Source organism: Telluria sp. AZSoR62 (genome assembly GCF_058111565.1).
In genome coordinates, this window is record NZ_JBYTST010000140.1 from 1 (window position 1) to 366 (window position 366).

A 366-nucleotide genomic window follows, 5' to 3' on the forward strand; every position below is an offset into this window, starting at 1 on the left:
TCTCTTCGGTGAGTTAGCGTGGGATGCTTGTCAGGACTGCACAAAGTCTACCTGTCGAGATGACTACTACATGGTCCGTCATGACCTATGGCTCAGGGCACACCCCGAGAACTACGGCATGCTTTGCTTAACCTGCCTTCAAACACGCCTGTGCCGTACTCTAATAGATCAAGATTTCTTAGATATTCACCTGAATAGGCGACACATTAAAGGCGAACGAGGGGCGGAGGTGCTGCCAGGGATTTAACGCCTGCTCGCGAATCTGCGCCAAAGACGTCACGACTTGTTCGTCGATGTTGGTCATCTCTTCGAGACATGAACAACAATCGAAGTGACAGTTATGATGAAATCCCTACAAGAGTTGCT

1 protein-coding gene is annotated in these 366 nt (G+C 49.5%); it reads right to left on the bottom strand.

From position 1 onward, the window contains the following. Window positions 1-178 precede the first annotated feature (178 nt). The gene (locus tag AC3XQU_RS23250) at window positions 179-304 is read right to left on the bottom strand and encodes a hypothetical protein (protein ID WP_489876518.1); all 126 of its coding nucleotides are present in this window, start codon (window positions 302-304) and stop codon (window positions 179-181) included. Between the last annotated feature and the right edge of the window lie 62 nt (window positions 305-366).